The 20,058-nt window shown below is 53.2% G+C and carries 21 protein-coding genes; 20 read left to right on the top strand and 1 reads right to left on the bottom strand.

Annotated elements, in window-relative coordinates; genetic code table 11:
• The first annotated feature begins 23 nt into the window (after positions 1-23).
• The 14 genes from efp (at position 24) to RI501_RS08295 (ending at position 12,577) form a co-directional block, all read left to right on the top strand.
• The gene (efp, locus tag RI501_RS08360; RefSeq protein WP_313821675.1) at positions 24-584 is read left to right on the top strand and encodes an elongation factor P; all 561 of its coding nucleotides are present in this window, start codon (positions 24-26) and stop codon (positions 582-584) included.
• 48 nt (positions 585-632) lie between these two features.
• Positions 633-1,073, top strand: a complete 441-nt coding sequence (locus RI501_RS08355; RefSeq protein ID WP_057734269.1) for an Asp23/Gls24 family envelope stress response protein — start codon at positions 633-635, stop codon at positions 1,071-1,073.
• Positions 1,070-1,501 (top strand): transcription antitermination factor NusB, encoded by a 432-nt coding sequence (nusB, locus tag RI501_RS08350; RefSeq protein ID WP_313821672.1) that lies wholly within the window; start codon positions 1,070-1,072, stop codon positions 1,499-1,501. The genes RI501_RS08355 and nusB overlap by 4 nt, the downstream gene beginning before the upstream one ends.
• Before the next feature lie 247 nt (positions 1,502-1,748).
• The gene (locus tag RI501_RS08345) at positions 1,749-2,615 is read left to right on the top strand and encodes a bifunctional 5,10-methylenetetrahydrofolate dehydrogenase/5,10-methenyltetrahydrofolate cyclohydrolase (protein WP_313821670.1); all 867 of its coding nucleotides are present in this window, start codon (positions 1,749-1,751) and stop codon (positions 2,613-2,615) included.
• Entirely contained in the window at positions 2,602-3,954 is a 1,353-nt protein-coding gene (xseA, locus tag RI501_RS08340; RefSeq protein ID WP_313821668.1) for an exodeoxyribonuclease VII large subunit, read from the top strand. Before RI501_RS08345 ends, xseA begins: the two co-directional genes overlap by 14 nt.
• Positions 3,947-4,192, top strand: a complete 246-nt coding sequence (locus RI501_RS08335; protein ID WP_057734278.1) for an exodeoxyribonuclease VII small subunit — start codon at positions 3,947-3,949, stop codon at positions 4,190-4,192. The genes xseA and RI501_RS08335 overlap by 8 nt, the downstream gene beginning before the upstream one ends.
• Positions 4,182-5,093 (top strand): polyprenyl synthetase family protein, encoded by a 912-nt coding sequence (locus tag RI501_RS08330; protein ID WP_313821664.1) that lies wholly within the window; start codon positions 4,182-4,184, stop codon positions 5,091-5,093. Before RI501_RS08335 ends, RI501_RS08330 begins: the two co-directional genes overlap by 11 nt.
• Positions 5,090-5,905, top strand: coding sequence for a TlyA family RNA methyltransferase (locus RI501_RS08325; RefSeq protein ID WP_313821663.1), 816 nt, complete (start codon positions 5,090-5,092; stop codon positions 5,903-5,905). Before RI501_RS08330 ends, RI501_RS08325 begins: the two co-directional genes overlap by 4 nt.
• A gap of 92 nt (positions 5,906-5,997) precedes the next feature.
• Positions 5,998-6,453, top strand: coding sequence for an arginine repressor (locus RI501_RS08320; RefSeq protein WP_313821661.1), 456 nt, complete (start codon positions 5,998-6,000; stop codon positions 6,451-6,453).
• Positions 6,454-6,530: 77 nt separating this feature from the next.
• Positions 6,531-8,234 carry a DNA repair protein RecN gene (gene recN / locus RI501_RS08315; RefSeq protein ID WP_313821659.1) on the top strand — a complete coding sequence of 568 codons (1,704 nt, stop codon included), beginning with the start codon at positions 6,531-6,533 and terminating at the stop codon, positions 8,232-8,234.
• 168 nt (positions 8,235-8,402) lie between these two features.
• Positions 8,403-9,178, top strand: a protein-coding gene (locus RI501_RS08310; protein ID WP_096109514.1) for an IS5-like element ISLpl3 family transposase whose coding sequence is annotated in 2 segments (ribosomal slippage) — positions 8,403-8,727 and positions 8,727-9,178 — 777 coding nt in all. Because the reading frame shifts where the segments join, the coding sequence is not laid out codon by codon here.
• On the top strand, positions 9,126-9,686 hold the full coding sequence (locus tag RI501_RS08305) for a hypothetical protein (RefSeq protein WP_313821657.1): 561 nt from the start codon (positions 9,126-9,128) through the stop codon (positions 9,684-9,686). The genes RI501_RS08310 and RI501_RS08305 overlap by 53 nt, the downstream gene beginning before the upstream one ends.
• 155 nt (positions 9,687-9,841) lie before the next feature.
• Complete coding sequence (locus RI501_RS08300) at positions 9,842-11,116, top strand: ISL3 family transposase (RefSeq protein WP_313820033.1); 1,275 nt, start codon at positions 9,842-9,844, stop codon at positions 11,114-11,116.
• 12 nt (positions 11,117-11,128) lie between these two features.
• Positions 11,129-12,577 (top strand): SpaA isopeptide-forming pilin-related protein, encoded by a 1,449-nt coding sequence (locus RI501_RS08295; RefSeq protein ID WP_313821655.1) that lies wholly within the window; start codon positions 11,129-11,131, stop codon positions 12,575-12,577.
• A 69-nt stretch (positions 12,578-12,646) separates the two neighbouring features.
• On the opposite strand, the gene RI501_RS08290 is transcribed toward RI501_RS08295, so the two are convergent.
• Entirely contained in the window at positions 12,647-12,976 is a 330-nt protein-coding gene (locus RI501_RS08290) for a hypothetical protein (RefSeq protein WP_313821653.1), read from the bottom strand.
• Positions 12,977-13,196: 220 nt separating this feature from the next.
• Between RI501_RS08290 and gmk the strand changes: the two genes are divergently transcribed.
• The 6 genes from gmk to rsmB all read left to right on the top strand — a co-directional run bounded on the left by gmk (position 13,197) and on the right by rsmB (position 20,054).
• Positions 13,197-13,811: a guanylate kinase gene (gene gmk / locus RI501_RS08285; protein ID WP_057734291.1), complete on the top strand. Its 615-nt coding sequence runs from the start codon at positions 13,197-13,199 to the stop codon at positions 13,809-13,811.
• A gap of 3 nt (positions 13,812-13,814) precedes the next feature.
• On the top strand, positions 13,815-14,030 hold the full coding sequence (gene rpoZ, locus RI501_RS08280; RefSeq protein WP_020089007.1) for a DNA-directed RNA polymerase subunit omega: 216 nt from the start codon (positions 13,815-13,817) through the stop codon (positions 14,028-14,030).
• A gap of 72 nt (positions 14,031-14,102) precedes the next feature.
• Positions 14,103-15,320 carry a bifunctional phosphopantothenoylcysteine decarboxylase/phosphopantothenate--cysteine ligase CoaBC gene (coaBC, locus tag RI501_RS08275; RefSeq protein ID WP_313821649.1) on the top strand — a complete coding sequence of 406 codons (1,218 nt, stop codon included), beginning with the start codon at positions 14,103-14,105 and terminating at the stop codon, positions 15,318-15,320.
• A gap of 10 nt (positions 15,321-15,330) precedes the next feature.
• Positions 15,331-17,739: a primosomal protein N' gene (priA, locus tag RI501_RS08270; RefSeq protein WP_313821647.1), complete on the top strand. Its 2,409-nt coding sequence runs from the start codon at positions 15,331-15,333 to the stop codon at positions 17,737-17,739.
• A 30-nt stretch (positions 17,740-17,769) separates the two neighbouring features.
• Positions 17,770-18,714 (top strand): methionyl-tRNA formyltransferase, encoded by a 945-nt coding sequence (gene fmt, locus RI501_RS08265; protein WP_313821645.1) that lies wholly within the window; start codon positions 17,770-17,772, stop codon positions 18,712-18,714.
• A complete protein-coding gene (gene rsmB, locus RI501_RS08260; protein WP_313821643.1) occupies positions 18,714-20,054 on the top strand; it encodes a 16S rRNA (cytosine(967)-C(5))-methyltransferase RsmB in 1,341 nt (446 codons plus the stop codon). Before fmt ends, rsmB begins: the two co-directional genes overlap by 1 nt.
• The last annotated feature ends 4 nt before the right edge of the window (positions 20,055-20,058 follow it).

Raw genomic sequence — 20,058 nt, 5'->3', positions numbered from 1 at the left:
TCTTTTAGGAGGCTGACAACATTATGGCAATTTCTACTGCTAATTTTAAAAACGGTTTAACGATTGAAGTGGACCACGCAATCTGGCGCATCTTGGAATTCCAACACGTTAAACCAGGTAAGGGTGGCGCGTTCGTCCGGACGAAGCTGAAGAACTTACGGACTGGTGCCGTGCAAGAAAAGACTTTCCGGGCCGGTGCTAAGATGGAACAAGCGGACATCCAAACTCGCAGTATGCAGTACTTGTACGAAGACGGCGATAGCCGGGTCTTCATGGATACGGATAACTACGAACAAATCTCCGTTCCCGACGAAAAGATTAAGGATCAACTTCCCTTCTTACAAGAAAACATGAACGTGGATTTGGTCCAATACAATGCCGAAGTTTTAGGGATTGACGTTCCGAACACGGTGGTCTTAGAAGTGGCTTCGACGGAACCAAGTATTAAAGGGAATACGGCTTCTGGTGGCTCTAAGCCAGCAACCATGACCACGGGCTTGGTTGTTCAAGTACCTTTCTTCGTTAACGAAGGCGACAAGTTATCCATTAACACCCAGGATTCAACCTACATTTCACGGGCCTAGGGGTTATCTGGCTGAACCAAAGTTTAACCTGTAAGGGAGGGTCAACGAATGGCAGAAGATACGAATATCATTTTAGAATCAAAGGAACCGGCCTTGGGGAAGATTGAAGTCGCACCGCAAGTGCTCGAAATTATTGTCGGCATTGCGGCTAGTCAAACCGAAGGCGTTGCGCGGATGCGGGGCTCTTTGGCTAATAGTGTCAATGAGCTCTTTGGACGTAAGGAACACGGTAAAGGGGTAAAGTTGACGTTTGATGGTGACGAACTCGCCGTGGACGTCTACGTTTACTTGAATTACGGTGTCGCCGTTCCCAAGGTTGCTTTAGCCATTCAAGATAGCGTGAAGCAACAATTGTTGTTCATGACGGACCTTGACTTGCGTGAAGTCAACGTTCACGTGGAAGGCGTCATTCCCGAAAAGACGGCGCAGCAGGTTGATCCGGATCACCTGTTCAACCAGCCAGATGAAGGAGACAGTGAGCAATCGTGACACTTACACGACATCAAATTCGGGAGCGAGCGTTTCAGATGCTGTTCGCCCTTAATGCTAACGCCGACGCTGATCAAGAGGCGTTGTACCAACGAGTGTTAACGGACGACCCCGACCAGATTGTGCCGGTACCCGACTATCTGCAAACCCTAGTAACCGGGGTCTTAGACCACCAACAGGAATTAGACGCGCAGATTGACCAGTACCTGAGCGCGGGTTGGCAACTGCAACGAATTGCGAAGACCGATTTGGTCATTTTACGCATGGCCTTTTTCGAAATCGACCACGTCGCAGCCGTGCCGAATCGGGTGGCCGTTAACGAAGCCTTGGAATTAGCCAAGAACTTCAGTGACGACCGGTCCCGGCGGTTCATCAACGGGGTCTTGGCCCATACGTTGGACGACGACGCGAACGATGCGCAAGCGTAACCTAAGCTTTCAAAATTAAGCGATCACTGCTTTTAGCGGTGGTCGCTTTTTATATTGGCGATGCTTGAGTTTACAGAATGAGTTTTGCGGGAAGAACGCTAGGGGTTTCTGAAACAAATATGCTAAAATTGACCTATGACTTTTGGCGAAGGACCCCGGGATCTGATACGAGATCCGACCGTTCTTTAACCGCAACGGTGGCTTCGTTGCCGACTAATTCAACTAATCAATAGGGGGAGTTCGCGACATGACAACTATTATCGATGGAAAACAACTGGCACGGGCGTTAAACGACCAAACGCAGGCACGTGTGGCCCGCTTGGCCCAACGGGGAGTGGTCCCAGGCTTGGCCGTTATTATGGTGGGGACGGATCCTGCCAGTGCGATTTATGTGCGTAACAAACACCGGAAGGCCGCTCAATTAGGGATTCGTTCCGTGGTACGGGAACTCCCCGCCACGACCACCCAAGCAGAACTATTAGCCGTGGTGGCGGCCTATAACGCCGACCCCACGGTCCACGGCATCCTGGTGCAATCACCGTTACCGGCGCCGCTGGATGAACGGGCCGTGTTTAACGCCATCGATCCGGCTAAGGACGTGGACGGGTTTCACCCGCTCAATACCGGTCGGCTCTTCGGAAATCTGCCGGGCCACTACCCGGTATCCTGTACCCCTCAGGGCATCATGACCATGCTGAAGAGTCTCCACCAGCCGTTGGTGGGAAAACGAGCCGTGGTGGTGGGGCGCAGTAACATTGTGGGCCGACCGATGGGCGCGTTATTGTTAAATGCCGATATGAGCGTCACGGTCACGCACCGTCACGACCCACGGATTCGCGATCTGACCACCATGGCCGACGTTTTGGTGGTGGCGGCCGGGGTGGCGCACCTGATTAAGGCCCCCGACGTGAAGCCGGGCGCCATCGTGATCGACGTGGGCATGGACAGAGACGCGCACGGTAAGTTGACGGGCGACGTCGATTTTGAAGCCGTCAAGGATGTGGCCAGCGCCATCTCGCCGGTTCCCGGCGGGGTCGGGCCCATGACCATCGCGACGTTGATGCAACAGACGGTTGATTTATGTGAGTGGAGTGAACAGCGTGGCAACAACTGATTATCTGACGGTCACAGCGTTGACCCAGTACTTAAAACGTAAATTTGATGTGGACCCGTACCTGGGTAAGGTCTATCTAACCGGCGAAATTTCGAATTTCCGGTTGCGGCCGCACGCCCACCAGTACTTTAGCTTGAAGGATGACCACGCCAAGATTAGTGCCATCATGTTTCGCTCGGCGTTTGAAAAGTTAAAGTTTACGCCGGAAACCGGGATGAAGGTCCTGGTGGTTGGCCGGATCTCGTTATACGAGCCCAGTGGCAGTTACCAGATCTACGTGGAACGCATGGAACCCGATGGGGTGGGCCAACTCTACCAGGCCTACGAACAGCTAAAAAAACAATTGTCTCAAGAAGGCCTATTTACAGCGCCCAAGCGGCCGTTACCCCGCTTTCCTAAGCGTATCGCGGTGGTGACCAGTCCTAGTGGGGCCGTGATCAGAGATATTATCACCACGACGCGGCGGCGGTACCCGATTGCTCAGATTGTGTTGTACCCGGCCTTGGTACAAGGCAACGACGCGGCCGCCGATATCGTCCGGCAAATCCAACGGGCAAACGCTAACGGGACGTTTGACACCCTAATTATCGGCCGCGGGGGTGGTTCTATCGAAGACCTTTGGCCGTTTAACGAAGAGGCGGTGGCCCGCGCGATTGCGGCCAGCCAACTACCCGTGATCTCATCGGTCGGCCACGAGACGGATACCACGATTGCCGATTTAGTAGCCGACGTGCGGGCCGCAACCCCTACTGCGGCGGCCGAATTAGCGGTACCGGTCCTTAGCGATGAACTGGTCAAGCTGCAACAGCAACGGACCCGGCTGGTCAACGCGATGGCCAACCGGATCAAGTTCCAGCAGGAGCGACTCAATCAGCTACTCAGCGCTTACGTGTTCCGGCAACCCCAGCGGTTGTACGAGACCTACGTGCAGCGTTTGGACCGGGCCCAACAGGGACTGACCCAGCAGATGCACACGCAATTGCAGACCTGGCAGCAGCGCACCCAACTGGCCCAACAGCGGTTGAGTAGTCAGTCGCCGTTGCCCCGGATTCACCAGGCCCAACAAACGGTCCAGCAGACCCAAGCGCGGTTACAAACGGAGATGCGCCGGTATCTGACGGCCCAGGAGACCCACGTGGCCCAGCTAGCCAGCGGCCTAGATTATTTGAGCCCCTTAAAGATCATGAGTCGCGGGTACAGCTACGTGACCCAAGACGACCAGATCATTCGCCAGACGGCGGCGTTGAAGCCGGGACCCGCGACGATTCATTTGAGCGACGGGACGGCGACGGTGGAGATTAAGACCATTACACCAGCAACGGAGGAAAATCATGACTGAACAACAACCAACCTTTGAAGAAAACTTGAGTACCCTAGAAAACATCGTGGCCCAATTGGAAAAAGGCGACGTCCCGTTGGAACAAGCCCTAGCCCAATTTCAAAAGGGCGTGGCGTTAAGTAAGGACCTCCAGACCACGCTGCAAGACGCCGAGAAAACGTTGACCACCATGATGACGGACGACGACCAAGAAGTGCCGTTTGAAACGCCACAAGGGGGCGCTTCGGATGCCAAGTAAGGCGCGTCAACGACTCAGTGACTTTGAACACCTCTGGGTGCCACGGTTAAACGCCCCGTTGGCGGTCGCCGTTAAGGAAGACACCACGGACGCCCGGTTAGCCGATGCGATGACCTATTCGCTCTTGGCGGGGGGCAAACGGTTACGGCCGTTACTCACGGTGGCGACGTTGACTACCGTGGGTGGCACGTTTGATGAGGCGCGCGACTGGCGGCCCGTGATGGCCTTGGAGCTGCTCCACACCTATTCGCTGATTCACGACGACCTGCCCGCCATGGATAACGATCCGTTGCGGCGGGGGGAACCCACCAACCACATGAAGTTTGGGGCGGGGATGGCGACCTTGGCCGGCGACGGCCTCTTAACGTTAGCCTTTCAGTGGTTAACGGCCACGGCACTCCCGGCCAATGTGCAAGCCGCCCTGGTGAAGGGCTTAGCCCACGCAGCCGGGCCCAACGGAATGGTGGCTGGTCAAGCGCGGGATATTCAATCTGAACACGTTGACCTGCCCTTAGCCCAGTTACGGACCCTGCACAAAGAAAAGACGGGGGCCTTACTGCATTACGCGGTTCAGGCCGGGTTGATCTTGGGGCAAGTCCCACCAGCACAGTGGGTGCCGTATTTACGGTTCGCCGACGCCTTCGGGTTAGCCTTTCAGATCTACGATGATATTTTAGACGTGGTTGCCACGCCCGCCGAACTGGGCAAGGCCACCCAAAAAGACGCCGGGGAGGCCAAGAACACCTACCCGGGGAAACTAGGATTGACCGGGGCCAACCAGGCGTTGATCGATACCATCGCGGCGGGACAAGCCGCCTTAGCGGACTTACCGGCCGACCAAGACGCCACGTTGTTGGCCGCATTCTTTAGTTACTTCAAGACGGATCGGGTGCAGAAATGAAAAAGAAACGAGTTGCGGATTTATTAGTGGAACAGGGCCTATACGATAATCTCGATGACGCCAAACGAGCCGTCATGGCCGGCGAAATTCTGGGCAATAACGAAGAGCGGCTGGACAAGCCGGGGTCGTTGGTGCCCATCGACACGGAACTGCACCGCAAGGGTCACCCGTTGCCCTACGTGTCGCGGGGTGGGTTCAAGCTGGCCAAGGCCCTCGAGGTCTTTGGCATCGACGTGACTGATCGGGTGGTTTTAGATATCGGATCGTCAACGGGGGGCTTTACCGACGTGATGCTCCAAAACGGCGCGAAATTGAGTTATGCGCTGGACGTCGGCAGCAACCAGTTGGTCTGGAAGCTCCGACAGGACCCCCGGGTCATCGTGATGGAGCATACCAATTTTCGGTATAGTAAGTTGAGCGACTTTACTCACGGTCAACCGACGTTTGCCTCAATCGACGTCTCATTTATTTCGTTAAAAATGATTTTGCCACCGCTCAAGGCCATTCTCAAGGTCGGCGGCGACGTGGCCGCACTGATCAAGCCCCAATTCGAGGCGGATCGTGACCAAGTTGGTGCCCACGGGATCGTGCGAGACCGCGCCGTCCATCTCGCGGTAGTCCAGGCGATTATCGACTTTGCCTTGCAGACCGGCTATAGTGTTTTGGGATTAGATTTCTCACCCATTAAGGGGGGCGAAGGCAACATCGAGTTTTTGATTCACTTGCGATCGGTTGATAAAGATGCAGTTTGTGCGCATACGGTTTCGGTAGAACAGACCGTAACGGCAGCCTATGAGCGCCTAAAACAATAGACTATGAGAAAATTATGAGAATATGCTTTCCAATTCCTTAGCGCTGGTATATGATAGGTTTATGCATTTTTAGCAGCTAAGGGGGGCTAGGTATGAAGAAACACGAACGACAGCAGTTGTTGAAACGGTTGTTGACGACACGGGAGATCGAGCGCCAGGAAGACTTTGTCAGTCTGCTGGCCGCGGAGGGCATTCACGTCACCCAAGCGACGATCTCACGGGACATCAAAGAAATGCAACTGGTTAAACTCCCGGCCGAATCCGGAGGTTATCGTTACAGCTTGCCGGTACAAAAGAAAGTTGATACGCAAAAAAAGTTGCAACGAACCTTACGCAACGCCTACGTCTCCTTTGCCGTTCAGGATCAGTTCACAATTCTGAAGGTCCTGCCCGGCAACGGACCGGTAATTGCGTCACTGCTGGATCAGATGCGTTACGACTTTGTCTTCGGCACGGTCGGAGACGACGGCACAGTTTTGACGATTTGTGTTTCCCATCAGGGTGCCTTACAATTGGAAAAGACGATTGACCGCATGCTTGCGGATTAATCAGAAACGACCACAACTCACGACCAGCTTCCGCTGACGACGTAGCGGTGGTCGTTTAGGTTATAGGGGGCCAAAACGTGTTACAAGAGCTGTCCATTAAAAATTTTGCCATTATCGATCACCTTGATGTGACTTTTAAAAACGGGATGACCGTGCTTACCGGGGAAACCGGGGCCGGAAAATCCATCATTATTGACGCCGTGGGCCTGCTTGCGGGGGGCCGGGGGTCGGCGAGTTTTGTGCGAACCGGGACCAGTAAGGCCGTCATCCAGGGAAGCTTCGTGTTCCCGGAAAACGGGGTCACTTACCGGGTGCTCGATGACCTAGGAATTGACCACGAGGACGGCAGCGTGATCTTGCAGCGCGAGATTCACGCGAACGGCCGCAACGTTTGTCGGGTTAACGGCATGTTGGTTAACACCAGTACGTTAAAGCGCATTGGGGAGACCGCCGTCGACATTCACGGGCAAAACGAGCACCAGGAGCTGATGCAACCAGAGAAACACTTGGGGATGCTCGACGAGTTTGCCGGGACTAAGGTAGCGGCGTTACGCCAGCAGTATCAGGAGTTGTATCAGGCCTATAAAAAATTGAAGGCTACGCTGGAAAATCGGCGGGCCAACGAGAAGGAGTGGGCCCAACACCTCGATATGTTGAAGTTTCAGGTCAACGAGATCGAAGCGGCCCAACTCCAACCCGGCGAGGAAACGTCGTTGGTGGCGGAACGCGACCGGTTGGATAATTTCCAGAAGATCAACGATGCGTTGCAGCGCACCCAGGTCATTTTGACCGGGGAAGACACGGTCCCGGGGGTCAACGACCAGTTGAGTAGTGCCCTGCAGGCGATGCAGGGCATTGCGGACTTGGCACCCGACTTCAAACAGATTGCGACCAGCCTGGAGAATGCCTACTACACGTTGAGTGATACGGTGGGCGACGTATCGTCGCAGCTCGATTCGTTGGAATGGGACGAGGGCCGGTTGGATGAAATTGAACGGCGCTTAGAAGTCATCAACCAGTTGAAGTATAAGTACGGCGACTCGGAAGCCCAGGTCTTAAAGTATTACGACCAGATTGCGGCTGAATTAAAGCAGATGGAAGCCACCGACGAAACGGCCGACGACTTAGAAGACCGGGTGAGCGACCAGGAGACCCGGTTACAGGCCATCGGTGAACAGTTGAGTACGGCGCGCCAAGCCGCGGCTAAGCACCTAGAAACGGCGATTCATCACGAATTAGCCGACCTGTACATGGCCAAGACTGTCTTTGCGGTCCACTTCGATCGGCCCACGGGGCATCCGTTATTGAGCACCGGCTTGGACCAGGTTGAATTCTACCTGCGGACCAATCCCGGTGAAGCCATGCGGCCCCTCGCCAAGATTGCCTCCGGCGGGGAACTGTCCCGGATCATGCTGGCGCTCAAGACGATTTTCTCGGAATCCCAGGGCGTCACGTCCATTATCTTCGACGAAGTGGACACCGGGGTCAGTGGCCGGGTAGCCCAGGCGATTGCCGAAAAGATTAGCGGCATCGCGCAAAATTCTCAAGTTTTATGTATTACCCACCTGCCACAGGTTGCGGCAATGGCCGATCACCACTTCTTTATTGCCAAACAGATCGTTGGCGACCGTACGGAAACCCAGTTGACGCGGTTGAACGCCACCAAGCGGGTGGATGAACTCGCCCGGATGTCGGCGGGGACCCAGGTCACCAAGTTGGCCGTGGAGCACGCGCACGAACTGCTGACGCTGGCTGACGAAGCCAAGGCTAAGCGGCAATAGCTTAAAGCAACGATGACTACTTGGTGGTTTTATCGGGAGTAAAAATTCGATTAAGTTGTTTTAGTGATAATGAACTTATTTATTATATAAAATGCTATTTAATCTAGGGACTGTCTGAAAACTAAAAATTCAGGTATAATCTGAGGAAAAACGAATCGAGGCATTCCGATGACAACACCTAAACGATACGAACTGGAAGATGCTCAGTGGGACCGAATCAAAGGATACTTCCCGCCATACCGGACTGGCCGTCCATCAAGCCTAGACAACCGTACCGCCCTCAACGCTATCCTCTGGCTCATGCGCAGCGGGGCTCCTTGGCGTGATCTACCTGAACGCTATGGCTCTTGGAAAACGGTGTATAGTCGCTTCCGAGCCTGGGTAAGTTCAGGCTTGTTCGAACAGGTTTTTCTCGAATTGATTGACAATCCCGACATGGAAAACTTGAGCTTAGATTCAACGATCGTTCGAGCGCATCAAAAGGCCACTGGGGCAAAAAAAACGCCGAATGTATGGTCGAAAATCAAGCTATTGGACTAAGTCGAGGTGGCCGAACGACCAAGATTCACGCACTCGTTGACGGATTAGGGAATCCCTTGGGTTTTCGCCTAACAGGTGGTCAAGTACATGATAGCCAAGTTGCCAGTGAGTTGCTGGAAGGCTTCGATATTTCTCAATCAAATATTATCGCGGATAAAGCCTATGGCACCGCGAAACTTCGCCAGTATATTAAAGATAAAGCAGCCGTCTATACCATTCCGCCAAAGGAAAATACCAAAGACAAGTGGACCTGTGATTACCACGTTTATTGTGAGCGCCATTTGATTGAGAACTTCTTCAATCAGTTGAAGAACTTTCGTAGGATTGCAACGCGTTATGATAAGCTCGCTCATGTTTATCTGGCTACGGTTTACATTGCCTCAATTTGCATCTTACTTAAGTAGTTTTCAGACGGACCCTAATTCAATTTATGCGGAAACACAGGAAAAAGATGGCACTAAAATTGCTAATTTTCCAATTGAGTCGGTCAGTACGAATGGTTCCGAAATTACGATTGTCTTGAAAAACGTAACGCATCATTTATCGGTGTACTATTCTACGACGACACAGGCTACCCAAATGGGAAACGTATCGTCGGGGGTCTTTTCTAATTATGCAGAAATGACCTCAACTAGTGGATCCAGTGGGTCAACTGGAAGCGGTTCGGGTAGTGGGAACGTGCCGGATGGCTCACTTCAAGGACATGATAATAAGGATGTTCGTTGGGGGGGTCACGGTGATGCCGATGGCGTTTATATCGGTGATGTGACATTGACAAAGACGGCGGCTGGTACCGCTGATAAGTTGTCGGGAGCTGTTTTTGATTTAGAAAAGATGAATTTGGCCACGGGAAAATACGAGACCTATCAAAAAGATATAACCACTAATGATGCTGGTCAAATTTGGTTCTAAAATATCTGTTGTTGGTAATCAAATGAATTTGATTACTGGCAACGGATATTTTTGTATAATCAAAGAATGTAAAAAAATGTACAAAAAAGGGATATAGTCGCAGACCTATATCCATCCACTACCACATTTCAAGAAAGAGAAAGTGACTATATCCTATGACTAATGATACTAAAATTATCCTGGGGATAAAAGACCCCAACATCAAAAAGTTAAAAGTGATGAACCCCTTGGAAATGATGGGCCCACTTAAAGTGCAGGCAATTTTGGACTATCGTCCAAAAGCATGCCCCAAATGTGGTGTCTTAAACCAAAAAAGTATTATCAAATATGGCTGGCGCTGGGCCAATGTTAAATTGCCTCGAACTGCCGAACGGGATGTCCAGCTTCATCTTAAAAAGCGGGACTTCAAGTGTAAGCACTGCCTACAATACTTTCTTGCGGAAACACCACTAGTTCAACGAAACCACACCATCTCTAACACAAGCAAACTTGCCTGTTTTCTAAAATTAAGTGAAACAGTTTCGATGCGTCATGTCGCTACCGAATTAAGCATCTCAAGTACAACGGTCCTGCGAATCATGAGAAGCTATCAGGGCAACGTCAAAACGCGTTTTGACTGGTTACCGGCTGTAATTAACATGGATGAGGTCAAGTCTACCAAAGACGCAAAGGGATCCATGAGCTTTGTATTTATGGATGGTATTCGGTGTGAATTCTTGGACATTCTGGAATCGCGGACACTCTATGATTTGGAGAATTACTTTAAACGTTATACGAAGAAAGCTAGAGAAAGCGTCAAAGTCATTGTGACAGATATGAACTACACTTATCCCAAACTAGCTGAATCTATTTTTCCAAATGCGATTGTGGTAACCGATCGGTTCCACATCGTTAACTCCGTGATGCGGGGATTCACTCGAGTAAGGATTCGTATCATGAAATCCTATGCGCCTTCAAACATGAAATATAAGGCTTTAAAGCGTTACTGGCGACTGTTCTTTAAGCCCAACGAGAAGTTGGACTTAAAGAAGTACTCTAATTACACTAACATTCCTGGAAGCCAAACTGAGAATAGCGTAGTCGAATATCTTCTTGATATCAACGAAGAATTACGCGAAGCATATAACCAGTTACAGACGGTCATGAGTGCCGTTAGGTACCGTGACATCGCTCGACTAGAAACAGTTCTAGACGGAAAAGACAATGGCTCAGAAGAAATGACGAAGGCGTTGAACGCACTGGTTGAGAACCGAGAATCGGTTGATAATGCATTGAGATATGAATTCTCAAATGGTCCAATGGAGGGTATTAATAACAAAATCAAGGTAATAAAGCGAGTTGCGTACGGCTTTGGCTGTTTCACAAGCTTTAGATTAAGGATTCATCTGGCATTTGGGCTCAAAAAAAATTGCCTAATCTCAAAGGATTAGACAATTTTATAAATGGAATTACCAACAACAGTTGACATAGAACCTCAAATTTATAGCGGTGGTCTCCAGGTGGGGGATTATCAGTTTGTTGAAACACAGGCACCACAGGGCTACGCGCTTAGTCAACCAGTCACGTTCAGCATTAATGCAACGGATGCTTCGGCAAATCATACGGTGGCGGTTGAAGATCCGGTATATAAAGGGAACGTGACACTGACTAAACAAGATGCTGAGGATAGTCAACAGAAATTAGCCGGTGCAGAGTATAAGTTGCAGCGAAAGGAAGGAACCGACTATACGGACGTTAAAGGTAAACTAAATTTAACGACGGATGATCAGGGCCAAATTCGGGTAACTGACTTAGACGTTGGTGATTATCGATTTGTCGAGACCAAGGCACCAGCGGGTTATGATTTAGGTGCGTCGGTTTCGTTTAAAATTGACAGCAATCAACCAGTTGAGACGACAGTGACGGCAACTGATCAGAAAACTTACCTGGGCAGTGCAACGTTAACTAAACGCGATGCTAACGATAATAAAAAGGTTTTAGAGGGCGCCCAATATAGCTTAGAGAAAAAGGATGAAGCGACCAACGGCTATGTTGCCGTTAAGGGTAAACAAGATCTAACGACGAATAAGGTTGGTCAAATTAAAGTCAGTGGTTTAACTGTGGGGACGTATCAGTTTAGAGAAACGAAGGCCCCTGAAGGATATGAGCTAGGGGATCCGGTCAGCTTTAACATTTCAGCGACGGATAACCAGGTAGACCAGTCCGTTACGGCCGAGGATACCCCGGTAGCCAAGGGGAGCGTCGTCTTAACGAAGATTGATGGCACCAGTAAAAAGAGCTTGTCAGGAGCAGTCTTCACACTGCAACGAGCTGATGCGACTGGGGCTTATCAAGACTTTCAGACAAACTTAACGACGGACGATCAAGGTAAGATTCACGTTACCGATTTGGCCGTCGGAAATTACCGGTTTGTGGAAACGACACCGCCAAAAGGGTATCAGCTTAGTTCAGAAAAGAAGACCTTTACGGTCACGGCTAAATCAACGGCGGAACAACAGATAACGTTTGAAGATACGAGCACGCCGACAACCAGCCATTCTTCAAGTTCGAGTAGCTCGTCATCAAGCAGTAGTACACCCAGCAGTAGTTCCACGTCATCCAGTACCAGTACGTCCAGTCAGAAGACCCATAGTAGTACGCCACTGAATTACGGTGGTTTAGGTGGGGATGGCAAGAACGGGGGGTCGTCTACGCCAACGTCAACCGCGACGCACACCAAGCACTTAACGGCAAGCGGTGAGTCGGTCCGGGCAAAAACCACGTCGGCTCGGCGGAACCATGGTCGTTTGCCACAAACGGGCGACCAAAAACTGGCAAGGGGCGTCTTATTGGGATTACTACTCTTCGGTGGTCTCTTGAGTTACCTGGCTTGGCGCCGACAACGGTCCTAAGATTAATCATGATTAACTAAAAATGTCCGCCCAACCATACTCTCAGTTATGGTTGAGCGGACATTTAATTTAGGCTTGAACGCGTTGAATGGATCGGAGTAGTTCCGGGGTGACAATCGTGGTGAACTGTGGGGCGCGTAAAATCAAGTGGCCGGCCGCGTCTTGTTTGAGGTGACCATTAACCGTCATGGGGGCCACTTCCGGCGCCGCTTTAAATTGAAGTTGAACGAAGTAGTGGCGACTAAGCGCCTGCTGGATAAAGTAGGTTAATTGAAATTCTGGCATCTGAGGATAAACGACTTGACCGTTAATCACGGGCAGCTCATTGAAGAGTTCCTTATAGACGGTCGCGACGCGTTCGGTTAGCGTATTTAACCGGGTCGCAGTTGAGTTTTGCATGCTGATCACCTCGAACGTTTGTTTGTATTTTCATTATACGAACATGCGTTCTAAAATGCAAGACTTTTTCTCGGACAAGTTTTTTTGTGAGAAATCCGGGTGAACGATGCCATCCGACCCGAAATAGTGGTAAGATAGTAAACTATAGATTAAATGCCGGTAAGGCGTGATGGCGTTGCCGACCGTACTAGAATTCAAATAATGAAGGGATTTTTAGACAATGGCGAAACGTGGAATGCTCATTGTACTCTCGGGTCCTTCGGGAGTCGGTAAAGGAACTGTGCGCAAGGCGCTCTTTGAAACGGGCGCGACCGACTTTTCCTACTCCATTTCGATGACCACTCGGAAACCTCGTAAAGGGGAAGTTAATGGCGTCGACTATTATTTTGTTTCTAAGGAAGAGTTTGAAGAAAATATTCGGAACGGGGAAATGCTCGAGTACGCCAAGTATGTTGACAACTACTATGGTACCCCGTTAAAATATGTAAATGAGACCCTCGATCAGGGAAAAGACGTCTTCTTGGAGATTGAAGTCAATGGCGCGATGCAAGTGCGAGCAAATTGCCCGGACGCTGTTTTTGTCTTCTTAACGCCGCCTGATTTGATGGAATTAAAGCACCGTTTGATTGGTCGGGGCACGGATGCCATGGACGTGATCAACAAGCGGATTAAAAAGGCTGTGGGTGAGATTCGGATGATGCGCAACTACGACTATGCCGTGGTTAACGACGAGGTCAGCAAGGCCGTTGAACGCATTCAAATGATTATTCGCAGTGAACGGTTACGGGTAACCCGGGTGATGCCGGATTACGAACAGATGATTGGAGACGAATAGACAATGCTACTTTATCCTTCAGTTGATGATTTATTAGCACAAGTGGATTCACGGTATTCTTTGATTATGTTAGCCAGCAAGCGTGCCCACGAACTGGACGCCGGCGCTAAGCCATTGCTGACCGACTACAAGTCGCCGAAGACCATCGGCCGGGCCTTAGAAGAAATTGCGGCCGGCGCCTTGATGATTGATCCGGACGAAAAGGATTTGAACGCCTAAGTTAGGGGCTGAGAAAAGACCAGGTTGCCGTTGGGTGATCTGGCCTTTTTGTTCAGAATGGGAGGTTTAGCGATGCTTCAGGATAAACACGTCACGTTGACCGTCAGCGGTAGCGTGGCCAGTTACAAGGGCGCCGCGTTGGCGCGAGAACTGCAACGCGCCGGTGCCACGGTCCGAGTGGTCTTGACCGCCGCGGCCAGCCGGTTTGTGACCGCCGAAACGTTTGCGGCGCTGACCAAGGCCCCGGTCTTGACCGACAGCGGCTGGTGGCACGCCGACGGGAAAATCGACCACATCGACTTAGCCGACTGGACCGACTTAGCGTTAGCCGCCCCAGCCTCGGCCAACCTGATGGCTCAGTTGGCTAACGGGTTAGCCGACGATGCGGCCAGTGCCACCTGGTTAGCGACCGCGGCTCCTAAAGTCGTGGTTCCGGCCATGAACACCCACATGTGGCAGGCCGCCGCCACCCAGCGTAACCGGCAACAATTGTTAGCCGACGGCGTGCAGGTGCTGACCCCGGCCACCGGGTTATTGGCGGAAGGTTATGCCGGGCAGGGGCGCTTCTTGGAACCCACCGACATCGTGAGCCAATTGGCGACGCTACCATTAGACAACCAAACGACCACCGCCCTGAGCGGCAAGCGCCTGTTGGTCACGGCCGGCGGGACCCGCGAGCGGTTGGACCCCGTGCGGTTTTTGACCAACGACTCCTCGGGAAAAATGGGTTACGCGGTCGCCGCGGCGGCCCAGCAGGCCGGGGCGGACGTGACGTTGATCACGGCGCCAACCAAGTTGCCGGTTCCCAGTGGGGTGACCGTGGTGCCCATCGAAAGCACCCAGGATCTGGCCGATGCCGTCTTGACCCGGTTACCAACGGCCGACGGGTTGGTCATGGCCGCCGCTGTCGCGGACTTCCAACCGATTACGGCCGCGGACCAGAAGATCAAGAAAACTAACGATAACGACGAGCTGGTCTTGCGACTGAAGAAGACCCCCGACATCCTCCAGGCCGTGGCCGCCAGCAAGCGACCCGACCAGGTGGTGGTGGGCTTTGCCGCCGAGACCCAGCATTTGCTCGAAAATGGCCGCCAGAAGCTGACCAAGAAGCATTTAGACCTCTTGGCCGCTAACGACGTTTCCCGGGCCGATATCGGCTTTAACGGGGACAATAACCAGGTGACCTTCCTGTTTGCCGATGGTCACAGCGATCAGACACCGGTGACCAGTAAACGGGCCATCGCCACGACGCTAATTAGTCACGTGGCCGAAATCTTTAACCAGAAATGAGGGCGGTATTGTGGCGCAAATCGCCCAAGTGATCGTCGATGTGCCAACCATGCAAACTAACGAGCCGTATTCCTACGCCATTCCGGACGCCTTACGCGACCAACTCCAATCGGGGATGCGCGTGACGGTCCCCTTTGGCCACCGGGTGGTCTCGGGGTTTGTGGTCGGGATTACCGACGACACGCAATTTGAGGGCCAGCTGAAGCCGATTCAAGCGGTGTTGGACCTGGCCCCCGTATTAAATTCAGAATTACAACAATTAGCCGATTGGCTGGCGACTACCACCTACGCCTTTCGGATTACCTGCATTCAAACGATGTTGCCCAACCTGCTCAAAGCCCAGGTGGAACGCGAGATTGCGCCCACCGACGAGCTGACGGCCCAAGAACGGGCCACCTACTTTCCGGACGGGGGCGCCCGCGAGTTTGACAGTACCAAGCTCGACGCGGCCACGCTATCTGGCTTGTTGAAACTGCGGCAGGCGGGTAGGGTCACGGTGACCTATCAGGTCAAGGACAAAGCGGCGGTGAAGACCACGCCGGGCATCACCACCACGTTGCCGACCAGCCAGTTACAGGACTTAGCGGCTAGTGTGGCCAAACGAGCGCCCAAGCAGGCGGCGTTATTGACCTATTTACAGCAGCTGCCCACCCAGCCGGTGCCTCAGGCCAAGGTAATCAAGGACGCTGGGGTGAGTGCCGAGGTGATTCGGGCCGGCGAGACCAAGGGCTGGCTCAAGCGCCAACCGTTAGAGGTCTACCGCGACCCGTTCCAACAACCGGTCGCTCCCACCCAGCCATTGACCTTAAACGACCAACAACGGGCCGCCGTGAGTGCCATCAGCACGGCGGTGACCCAGCATAACGCGCAGACCTTTTTGGTCGAAGGCGTTACCGGAAGCGGGAAGACGGAGGTCTACCTGCAAAGCATCGCCACGGCCTTAAAGCAGGGCTGCAGTGCGTTAATGCTGGTCCCCGAAATCGCGTTGACCCCGCAGATGACTAACCGCGTGAAGTCGCGGTTTGGTCACCAGGTGGCGGTCCTGCATAGCGGCTTGTCCAAGGGGGAACAGTACGATGAATGGCGCCGGATCGACCGCGGCGAGGCCACGGTGGTGGTCGGCGCCCGTTCGGCGGTGTTTGCCCCGATCCACCACTTGGGCCTCATCATCATGGATGAGGAACACGAAAGTAGCTACAAACAAGATGAAAATCCGCGCTACCACGCCCGTGACGTGGCTCTGTGGCGCGGTCAGTATCACGATTGTCCGGTGGTCTTGGGGAGTGCCACGCCATCACTAGAGACCAGAGCGCGGGCGGCCAAGGGGCTGTATACTCGGCTACTACTCGATCACCGGATCAATCACCGGCCACTGCCCACGGTGCACATCGTGGACATGCGTGAAGAGGTCAAGCAACACAGTGGCGACGACGATTTCTCGGCGCCACTGATGACCGCCATCCAGGAGCGCCTCGACCGCCACGAACAGGTGGTGTTGATGCTGAATCGCCGGGGCTTCTCGTCATTTATGATGTGTCGGGACTGTGGCTTTGTCTTGAAGTGCCCGAACTGTGACATCTCGCTGACCTACCACGTCAATCCGCGGCTGATGAAGTGCCATTACTGTGGCCACGAGGAGGCCGTGCCGCAGGTCTGCCCCAACTGTCATAGTCGGAAGATCCGCTACTACGGGACCGGGACGCAGAAGGTTGAAGAGGCCTTACAAAAGCGCCTGCCGGCCGCCCGCATCTTACGGATGGACGTGGATTCCACCCGGCGGAAGGGCGCTCATGAACGGTTGCTCAAGCAATTTGGGCGGCACGACGCCGATATCTTGCTGGGGACCCAGATGATCGCCAAGGGACTGGATTTTCCCAACGTGACGCTGGTCGGGGTCCTCAACGCCGATACCGCGCTGGGGTTACCGGACTTTCGGGCCAGTGAACGGACCTTCCAACTGCTGACGCAGGTCAGTGGCCGGGCCGGTCGCGCCGAGAAACCCGGGGAGGTCTACATTCAGACCTTTAACCCGGACCATTACGCCATTCAACTGGCCCAGACGCAGGACTACGAACGGTTCTTCGTGACCGAGATGCACATGCGTCACCAGGGCAATTATCCGCCGTACTACTACGCCATCCAGCTAACGGCCAGCCACGAAGACGAACAGGTCGCGGCTAAGGCGATGTACCAGATCTTAGCGGCCGTGAAGCAGGGCTTAAGCGACCAAGCCATCGTGCTGGGCCCGACGCCCAAAGCGATTGCGCGGGTCAAGCGGAAGTATTATTATCAAGTAGTCATCAAGTATAAACACGAACCAAGATTAAAAGCGGTCTTAGACCAGATTCGACAGGGGTCCCAGCGCGCCGCTCGCGGCTTAGCGGTGACCATCGATGCCGAACCCATGAACTTTATGTAGCTCCTTAAATTAAGAAAGTATGGTGTCAAAATGACTTCAGTGATCTTTATGGGGACGCCGAAATTTTCCGCGCCCATCTTACAAAGTTTAATCGACCACGACTACGACGTTTTAGCCGTCGTCACCCAACCTGACCGACCCGTAGGCCGCAAACACGTGTTGACTGCCTCACCCGTCAAGCAGGTGGCCGTGGCTAACGGCTTAGAGGTCTTACAACCCGCCAAGTTAGGTGGCAGTCCCGAACTGGCGCGAGCCATTGAACTGGCGCCCGATTTGATCGTCACGGCAGCCTTTGGCCAGTTCTTACCGACCAAGTTACTGAAGGCGGCCAAGGTCGCGGCGGTCAACGTCCACGCTTCATTACTGCCGAAGTACCGCGGTGGGGCGCCCGTGCATTACGCCATCATGAACGGTGACAAGGAAACCGGGGTCTCCATCATGTTTATGGAAAAGAAGATGGATGCCGGCGACGTCTTAGCGCAACGGGCCATTCCCATCACGGACCAAGACGACGTGGGCAGCATGTTCGACAAACTCAGTGACTTGGGCCGGGATCTCTTATTAGAGACGTTGCCGAAGTTACTAGCCGGCGAGATTACCCCGGTCAAACAAGACGACCAGCTGGTGACCTTTGCGCCGACCATCAAGTCGAATGAAGAACGGGTCGACCTCAACTTGAGTGCCCATTTGATCGACTGCAAGGTCCGCGCGTTGCGACCGTTCCCGACGGCCCACATCTACCTTAACGGGGTGCGGACCAAGTTGTGGCAGGTCCGCGTCTTGGACCAGACGACCGACCTTAAGCCGGGCCAACTGGTCAGCAAGGACAAGCACCATTTGGCCATTGCGACCGGCGAGAACGGCGTTTTGGCAATTGACGAACTACAACCGGCCGGTAAGCCCAAGTTAAGTATCACGGACTTTCTGAACGGTTCAACGGATGCGCTCACAGTGGGCGAACAGGTGGCTGAATAATGACAATCGATAACGCACGTTCCTTAGCCGTTGAAAGTTTGACCCGTGTGGCTAACGGCGCTTACTCCAACTTACAACTTGATAAGACCATCGCGCACAGCGACTTAAACGACGCGGACCGGCGTCTGTTGACCAATCTGGTCTACGGAACCATCCAACACCGCTTGACGCTGGATTATTACCTGCGCAGTTTTGTGAAACCCGGCGAAAAGCTCGAACCCTGGGTGGAAAACGTCCTCTTAGTGGCGTTGTACCAGATGCTATATTTGGACCGGATTCCCAACCGGGCCATCTTTAACGAAGCCATCCAGTACGCTAAGGACCATGGCCACGAAGGCATTCGGCGCTTCGTCACCGGGGTCTTACACGCCATCGACCGCGAAGGTGTGCCCGACGTCGCCAAGATTAGCGACCCGCTCAAGCGGATGAGTGTGACCTATTCGATGCCCGAATGGCTAGTCACGCGGTTGATCGACCAACTGGGTGAGGACAAGACCGTCAGCATCTTAGAAACGATCAACCAACCCGCCGCCCAATCCGTACGGGTCAACACGGCGGTGACCACCAAGACCGAGGCCAAGGCCGAACTCGAAATCGCCGGCTTTTCGGTCGAGGAGAGCCAGGTTGCCGGTGCCGGCTTACGGTTGGACGGCCAACCCGCCAGCCGCAGCGAGCTCTTTAATCAGGGCCAAATGACCATTCAAGACGAAAGTGCCATGTTGCCGGTCGAAGCCTTACAGATCCAACCCGGTGACCAGGTCTTAGACGCCTGTGCGGCCCCGGGGGGGAAGACCACCCAGATCGCGGCGGCCTTAGATCCCGACCAGGGGGGGCAGGTCACGGCACTGGACCTGCACGAAAAGAAGGTTAAGCTGATTGCCCGCAACGCCGCGCGCTTACAGGTTGCCGACCGGGTCAACGCCATGGCGTTAGACGCCCGGAAGGTGGACCAGAAGTTTGCCAACCAGACCTTCGATAAGATTCTGGTGGACGCGCCGTGTTCCGGGATCGGCCTGATTCGCCGCAAGCCCGAAATTCGCTACGACAAGACGCCGGAAGACAGTCAGCATTTACAAACAATTCAGCTGGCCATCCTAGACGCCGTCAGCCGGAAACTGAAACGCAACGGGTTACTGGTCTACAGTACCTGCACGATTCTGGACACCGAAAACGCGGACGTGGTGGCCCAATTCTTGGCGACCCACGATAACTTCGAGAGTGTCCGGGTCAAGACGACACTGAACGTAAAGGGCGATAGAACAACGGATACGTTAGCCATCTATCCCGATGATTTTGACACGGATGGGTTCTTTGTCAGTGCCCTACGGCGTAAGAATTAGGGGT

This window comes from Levilactobacillus zymae (assembly GCF_032190635.1).
Classification (GTDB): domain Bacteria; phylum Bacillota; class Bacilli; order Lactobacillales; family Lactobacillaceae; genus Levilactobacillus; species Levilactobacillus zymae_A.
This window is presented reverse-complemented; position numbering and strand designations above follow the sequence as displayed.